Source organism: Pseudomonadota bacterium, assembly GCA_026388215.1.
Classification (GTDB): domain Bacteria; phylum Desulfobacterota; class Syntrophorhabdia; order Syntrophorhabdales; family Syntrophorhabdaceae; genus JAPLKF01.
This window is the reverse complement of record JAPLKF010000082.1, coordinates 1-6,445: the sequence shown is the minus strand read 5'-3', so window position 1 is coordinate 6,445 and position 6,445 is coordinate 1. Positions and strand designations below refer to the sequence as shown.

The window sequence follows — 6,445 nt, the reverse complement described above, 5'->3', positions numbered from 1 at the left end:
CTTTCAGGAAGTTATCAATGGACACGAGATAAAATGAGTTATGAGCATTTGTATTTGTAACACAATAGCTGATTTCACATCTTCTGAGGGTTTACAGACCGAAGTAAGCTGACTTCACATCCGGGTTGTCGGTGAGTTCCTTTGAAGTCCCCTCCAGGACTGCACCTCCATTTTCAAGTACATACCCGTAATGAACGATAGGCAGGATCGGGCGGGAATACTGTTCGGAGATCAATATGGTAATCCCCGTTTGTCTGTTAATATCACGGACAGCTTTTACAACCATTTTCTCCATTAAAGGGCTTAAGCCCAGTAGCGGCTCATCAAGCAAAAGCAGTTTCGGCTGTGCCATTAATGCCCTTCCAATGGCAAGCATCTGCTGCTCTCCTCCGCTTAAGAACCCTCCTTCTCTCTTCTTCAGGTCTTTCAAGGCTGGAAAGATGGTAAATACGTACTCAAGGGTCTTTTTTGCCTGGGATCTTGTTGCAAGGATGCCACCTATCTTAAGATTCTCCAATACACTGCTTTCTGCAAAAATTCTCCGTCTTTCAGGACAGAGAATAATGCCTTTTTTCGCCCTGTCGCTCGGTTTCATATGGATGATATCCATCCCTTCAAAGGTGATACTGCCGAGTATGGTGATTCTCTCCCCGCCTTTCATTTGCTGCTTCTTTTTTTGATCCAGTATAATGCCCGAGATCGTACGCATGAGCGTGGACTTGCCTGCACTATTGGCGCCAAAAACCCCTGTTATTTCTCCCCGGCGACAGGTCATACTGATATTGTTGATTGCGATGGCGTTTTCGTAAAATACCATGAGACTCTTGATTTCTAACACGCTTCTGCCTCCTCTGCCTCATCTACCTCCGTCCCAAGATATGCCTCCCTGACCTTTTCGTTTGCCACCACCTCTTCGGGGGTCCCTTCAGTCAGTTTTTCCCCGAAGGTCAAAACAACTACCCGGGTGACCAACCGGAAGAGTTCTCTCAGCCTGTGCTCGATCATAAGAATGGTTATGCCTTCCATCTGAAGTTTTTCAATGACGGGGATCAACGATGTAATCTCCGAAGAACTTAAGCCTGAAAAAACCTCATCACAGAGGATAACTTCAGGCTTTAAGGCTAAACACCGGGCAAGCTCAAGGCGCTTGAGATATCCCAGCGGGAGTGTGGATGCAATCTTGTACGGTACAAAAGCGTCACGCTCAAATCCAATCTCCTCGAGGATATCGATTGCCACCGCATCCCTGTCTCCTGATTTACCACCCCTTGTCCTCTTAATCCGGGGTGAGTTCAGGGGAACGATCAAATTTTTATAAGCCGGCAGACTATGGTAAGGCCTCACGATTTGAAACGTACGGACAATACCGAGGTCCGCAATTTTGGCGGGATCTAATCCCGTGATCTTTTTGCTTCCAAAATAAACATTGCCTGAATCAGGTTTTACAAAGCCTGTGATCAGGTTAACCAGTGTGGTCTTTCCTGAACCGTTAGGCCCGATCACTCCAAGAATCTCGCCTCTTTTTATTTCAAAGCTGACATCCTTCGTTGCCTTGACACCGCCAAAAGACTTGCTTAGATTTTGAACACGAATAAGAGCCTCTTCGCCCATGCTCACACCTCTTTCCAGTGTTCAAACTGATGGTATTTTCGCTGAAGGTAGTTCATGATCCCTTCAGGCTTATAGACGATAAATCCCATTAAGATGAGGCAGTAGAGAACTACCCTGAGTTGTCCAAAACCGCGAAGCGCCTCGGATAGAGGGGTTAGCATGAACGCCCCCAATACAGGGCCTACAAGCGTTCCCGCCCCGCCCATTACTGTTGCAGCAATGGGGAGTATTGAGAAGTCCATGGCAAAGAGTGAGATACCCAGCCAGCCGTACTGGTGACTTAAGTATGCGCCGCCAAAACAACCCATAAGCGAGGCAATGAAGACTGCCTTGGTTTTATAGAGGGTGATACTTATCCCCGATGCCCTCACTGCCTGATCGTTATCCTTTATGGAACGGAAAATCAACCCTATGTCTTCATTTACCAGCCTCCTCATTACAAAGAGAGCGACGATCACTACTGAAAAAATGAGATATTGATCAAACCAGATATTCGGCAGGGTGGCAAGGGCGCTGATTCCTTCAGTGCCTCCGAAGATATTCAGTGCGACGATGATATTCACGGTTAGCAATGGAAACATGAAACTCACAATGGCAAAGTATACCCCCCTTAACCTGAGGCAGGGTAAGAGGGTAAGGGTGCTTATCACCGCCCCGATGACGGTGGCAATGGGAATCGTGAAGAATGGCGACCATCCCAGATAGTGGTTCAGTAGTCCTGCTGTATATCCCCCACACCCGACAAAGAAAGCACCTCCCAGACACACCAGACCGACATATTCTGCCAGGAAGTCAAAGCTCAGGGCAAGGAGGGCATAGACCCCTGCAATGCATAGAACCCTTTGCCAGTAGGAATCCACCAGAAGAGGGAGGAGAAGAAGTCCAAAAATGAGGAATGCTCTTGGCGCAAGGAGATAACCCATCTCCCTCCAGGAAGTGAGTGCGTATAGTCCTTCGGTTCGGACCTTAATCCCCCTGTCTAATCTCTCCTGTCTTGTATCTTCTGTTGTTGCCATCTCTTTACACCCTCTCTTCCAGTTCTTTCTGTTTTCCTAAAAGCCCTGAGGGTTTGAAAATTAATATCAGGATTATCGTTCCCACGAGTACTACAGACTCCCATACCGCCCCAAATAAGGAGGTGCTCACGATCATTGCAAAACCGAGTACGAAGGAAGCAAGTATGGCCCCTCCCCAACTGCCCAGTCCCCCGATGATACATACCGCAAGGGCATATATGAGCACCCTGTATCCGGCCTCGGCAGTAACATTGCCCAGTGGCAGGATGATAACTGCGGCTAAACCGGCTAAAGCTGACCCTATGGAGAGAGAAATCATCGCTACACGGTCGGAATCTACACCAAGCATCATGGCGGCCTGTTCATCCTGGGCGATTGCCCGAAGGGATAACCCAATCTTTGTGTAATGGGTAAAGAGCCAAAGCATGATAACCACAGCCAGCCCTCCTCCTATGATGATGAGCCGCTGGGCATCGATGATAATTCCGGCAACCCTGAATTTCGCATCAATAAAAGAGGGCAGCACATAAAAGGGCCCGATGAATCCTTTAAATCCGCCGATTCCCTGTAAACGCAAGCCCTCTAAGATGATTAATCCAAAGGCAAATGAAGCGATAATCTCCGAGGTGGGTAATCCCCTGAGCCGTATGAGAACCAGCCGGTATATTGCTGCCCCCAAAAGCGATGATATACAGAGCGAAATGAGGATGGCCAGCAGGTAGTTCAGGTTGAGATCGTTGACAAAGCTCCAGGTCATAAAACCGACCAGAACATAGAGTGCGCCGTGCGCAAAATTTGGCAGTCTGCTCACTCCATAGACCAGTGTGAAGCCCACCGCTATAAGAGCAAAGGTAACACTATTCACCGTTCCATAGAAAAGGATGTCCATCATATTCTTTCACCTTGTCTTATAACGTTGGGTTCTGCAGCGTATACTGCTTTTACGATTTCTTCATCCAGGGCGGCATCTTAATTGCCCCTGTTGCCCCTTCCTTTGGAAAGATAGTGATCCTGTCGCCATCCTGCCACTGGATCCAATTGCCCAAAACGCTTTCTTTCGGATTATACCCGTAGACGATCTGGTGGTTCTTATCGAACCGTACCGTACCGCGGACGGCAGGAAGATTTGTCTTCTCGAGGGCAGCAATGAGGGCATTGGCCTCAAGCTTACCGGCGCGTTCAACAGCATCTTTGAGGACGTATACCGACTCATAGGCACTCACACAGCCGGTGCTCCTGGGTGGTACTCCCCACTTTTTCTGAAAGGCATTGTAGTATTTCTTCGTCAATGCGGTGACATTTGAAGGGGTGCAGCCGGTTTCCGATAACGTGACAATCGTATAGGCCCCCTTCCCTTTTGTCTGTTTCCAGAAACCTGGATCCTCTGCTGCCCCGATAAAACCGATGGGCAGCGCAGGCACTTCCATATCTGCCCACTGTCTTAACAATATGGAGGTCTCAGGCGCATATGCCCATATGAATAAGATTTGGGCGCCCGATTTCTTGCAGTCACTTAGGGCCACAGAAAAGTCGGTGGCGGCAATAGGGTGCTTGTCAAAGCCTGTAATTTGCCAGCCATCCTTCACTGCCATGTTCTTTACAATCTCCGATGCTGCCCGGCACATCAGGCTGTCATCAATGGAGATAAACATTTTGTTATACCCGAATTTCTCTTTTATGCCATGAAGAAGATCGACCCCTTCTTTGATATACCACTTCACGCTCCCGCTTGCCCTAAAAGAGTATTTATATTTTTCCGGGTCCTTTGCTACCTTCTGATCCCATGTGGGTGTATATGAACCGATGGAGACGATATCAACAATCTTGTATCTAGCGTAAAGGTCCATGGCTGCAATACTGCATTCGGACATGCAGGGCCCGCCAACGATGACATCTACCTTTTTCTGAAGAATCAGTTTCTCGATGGCCAGGAGCACTTCACTCGTCGGAACCCCCGGCTCTTCATCGCGGGTATCGATGATTTCAAGCTTCAACGGTCTCATAACGTTACCTACCTTGACGCCGCCTGCAGCATTGATCTCTTCAGCCGCCAGGATCAAACCCCTCTCCCCGTTCTGGCCATATGCGCTCGCACGGGGAACAGGACATCCTACCAGAATTGGTTTGGCCTGTGCGTGGGCTTTCCCGATACCTGTCATTTATCACAAGCGATAAATGATGTCAACTATATATGTATTTAAAAATACTGCTGTTGCAATGAACATATATATGTGTTATGTTTAGGCATTCGGGGCGTGGCGCAGCATGGCTTAGCGCGCTTGCCTTGGGAGCAAGAGGTCGCTGGTTCAAATCCAGTCGCCCCGATTTTAAAAGCAGTGAATAGTGATTAGTGGTAAGTGAAACAGTATAAAACCTTGAACCCCTGACCCCTTGAATACTTCTTAAAGATTACTCGATCCACCTGACAAAGCTATTCAGATTCTCCCTCGGTGATTTGAAGCGGTTGATGGGGCTATCGGGGTCGGCATAGCCCAGTGCGATGCCGATAACAACGTCTTTTTTCTCCGGTATATTAAGGATTTCTTTGATGTCGTCCTCATATGCATTGATAAGCCCGATGGGGCACGTAGCAAGCCCGAAGTTCTGGGCGATAAGTACAAAATAACCCAGGGCAATACCGATATCGACGAGACGTGCCTTTGAAAAGGCATTATCGAGACAGAGGATAATTGCCACAGGTGCTCCATAAAAATTGCAGCTCCCCTCATTGATAAACCGGTCAAATTGAAGACCCATCTCCTCGAGGTACGGGCTCATCAGTTCAAAGGATTCGGCCCCTCTTTTGCTGAATGTATCAGAGAGGGGCTTGACATTTCCGGGACTGCAGGAGATCTGCTTTTCCTGGTAAGACTTGATGAGCCTTCGACTGAGCCTTTCCTTCTCTTCTCCCATTACTACGGTAAATTCCCACGGCTGGAGGTTGATTGCAGAGGGTGCATGGATTACCAAATTTAAAATTTCTTCAATCTTTTCTCTTGGGATGGGGTCCGGTTTAAAAGCCCTGATACTCTTTCTTTCCTTGATTGCCTGCAATAAATCCATAGCCATTTATCCCTCCCCTGTATGTTTGTTGGAAAAATATACCACATTTTGTTAACACTTCACAGGAAAGACATAAGATTCTTTTCCTTGCACAACATTTTATTCGCTGGTAAAATCATACCTTGCGGGATATACTTAGCTAAAGGAGTTAGCTATGATTCGGGCCAAGTTGTGGTTTCGATGTGCGGCGATGCATGACCCGGTGACCCCCATGGTCGTGCAGCCTGCACAAAAGTAAATTCACTGCACATAAAGGTCTTCGATCCCCTTTAGTGTCCTGTCCTTTAAATAGCTTTACAGTTTTATTGATGGTTCTCTTGAAATGTGGAAGGAGATTCCCTTCGCACTCCGGCACTCCATTCCCGACCATCACCCGCAAGCGGGTACCCGAGAATCGCTCCACTGAAACGGGCAAACTTGCCCCGCATGAATGCGGGACTTCGGACATGCCCGTTTCCCCTTCGGGACGTTCCACATTTAGCCGGGTACCCGTGGGAACTTTACGGGTGGCACCCGTTCATGTTGCTCAACTTCGTTCGCAATTAAACCGTACCGTGATGTCGTGCTACAGGGAACATCCTTCCTCTCCTGAGCGTAAAGAACCATTAGGGATATGACACCAGTGCTTTAGAGCTTACCATCAATCGTTATCTAAATATTGATTAGGACTAATAAGATTGACATTTTATTTTCTTGCCGTTAATATAAATATATGCTTGAAGATGTAATAAAGAAATATGGTTTTATAATCTTAA

Annotated in this window: 7 protein-coding genes and 1 tRNA gene; 1 reads left to right on the top strand and 7 read right to left on the bottom strand. The window is 47.6% G+C overall.

Features of this window, described 5'->3' with window-relative positions:
* Positions 1–91 precede the first annotated feature (91 nt).
* Genes NTU69_05185 through NTU69_05165 form a run of 5 tightly spaced genes read right to left on the bottom strand, consistent with a single transcriptional unit; the run spans position 92 to position 4,786 of the window.
* Positions 92–838, bottom strand: coding sequence for an ABC transporter ATP-binding protein (locus NTU69_05185; GenBank protein MCX5802914.1), 747 nt, complete (start codon positions 836–838; stop codon positions 92–94).
* Complete coding sequence (locus NTU69_05180) at positions 832–1,611, bottom strand: ABC transporter ATP-binding protein (protein MCX5802913.1); 780 nt, start codon at positions 1,609–1,611, stop codon at positions 832–834. The genes NTU69_05185 and NTU69_05180 overlap by 7 nt, the downstream gene beginning before the upstream one ends.
* 2 nt (positions 1,612–1,613) lie before the next feature.
* Positions 1,614–2,627 carry a branched-chain amino acid ABC transporter permease gene (locus NTU69_05175; protein ID MCX5802912.1) on the bottom strand — a complete coding sequence of 338 codons (1,014 nt, stop codon included), beginning with the start codon at positions 2,625–2,627 and terminating at the stop codon, positions 1,614–1,616.
* A gap of 4 nt (positions 2,628–2,631) precedes the next feature.
* Complete coding sequence (locus NTU69_05170; GenBank protein MCX5802911.1) at positions 2,632–3,519, bottom strand: branched-chain amino acid ABC transporter permease; 888 nt, start codon at positions 3,517–3,519, stop codon at positions 2,632–2,634.
* A 49-nt stretch (positions 3,520–3,568) separates the two neighbouring features.
* Positions 3,569–4,786 carry an ABC transporter substrate-binding protein gene (locus tag NTU69_05165; GenBank protein ID MCX5802910.1) on the bottom strand — a complete coding sequence of 406 codons (1,218 nt, stop codon included), beginning with the start codon at positions 4,784–4,786 and terminating at the stop codon, positions 3,569–3,571.
* 90 nt (positions 4,787–4,876) lie between these two features.
* Here NTU69_05165 and NTU69_05160 point away from each other — a divergent pair.
* Positions 4,877–4,952 (top strand) — tRNA-Pro (locus NTU69_05160).
* Between the two features lie 84 nt (positions 4,953–5,036).
* On the opposite strand, the gene NTU69_05155 is transcribed toward NTU69_05160, so the two are convergent.
* Entirely contained in the window at positions 5,037–5,696 is a 660-nt protein-coding gene (locus NTU69_05155) for a nitroreductase (GenBank protein ID MCX5802909.1), read from the bottom strand.
* Positions 5,697–5,838: 142 nt separating this feature from the next.
* Complete coding sequence (locus tag NTU69_05150; GenBank protein ID MCX5802908.1) at positions 5,839–6,138, bottom strand: hypothetical protein; 300 nt, start codon at positions 6,136–6,138, stop codon at positions 5,839–5,841.
* Between the last annotated feature and the right edge of the window lie 307 nt (positions 6,139–6,445).